This window comes from Bacillus cereus group sp. N21 (genome assembly GCF_016483395.1).
GTDB classification, from domain to species: Bacteria; Bacillota; Bacilli; order Bacillales; family Bacillaceae_G; genus Bacillus_A; species Bacillus_A pseudomycoides.
Window position 1 is genome coordinate 1 of record NZ_JAEHBX010000229.1, and the last position, 555, is coordinate 555.

The following is a 555-nucleotide window of genomic DNA, read 5'->3' on the forward strand; positions in this document are numbered from 1 at the left end:
TAGCAAAGCGAAAAGGGTGGAGATTTTCTGTAGCAAAGCGAAAGAAAATACGACCCGTTCCTTGCGGAACTTTTAGCCATTTCTATATAGAGTGAGAAGGGACAAGCATACCAAAGTAGAAAATACCCAGTAATACCAAGGGTTTCAGGATTTTTCGTACTTACCGTTTTTGGTAAGTACGAAATTAACAAAAAAAGTCTACTAATTAAAGTAGACTCAAAATAATTTAATAGGTAAATTTTTAAGTTGTTTAGGAACCTTTCTAAACATAGCTTTAAGTGTTGGGTTGACCTCGTCTCTATTCCCTGAAAACATAACATGAGGATTTATAAACAAAGCATATGCCCTAACATTATTATCATCAACACCACTCTCTGAACGAGCAATAATTCCTTTATCAATTAATTTTCTAACCAAAGGACTAACTTTCGTTTCATGTCTCCCTATTTTTTTTGCTAATTCTCGCTGAGTTAATGGAATAGAGTTAGTATAGTTATATGGACACAACTTAGTTAAGTCCTTACAATGGGTTTCAAGGAGGAAGTGTCCGTATGA

General features: G+C 34.4%; 1 protein-coding gene. It reads right to left on the bottom strand.

Annotated elements, in window-relative coordinates; translation table 11 throughout:
* Positions 1-216: 216 nt before the first annotated feature.
* On the bottom strand, positions 217-555 hold a 339-nt coding region (locus JDS96_RS30625), incomplete at its 5' end, for a MarR family transcriptional regulator (RefSeq protein ID WP_242480040.1).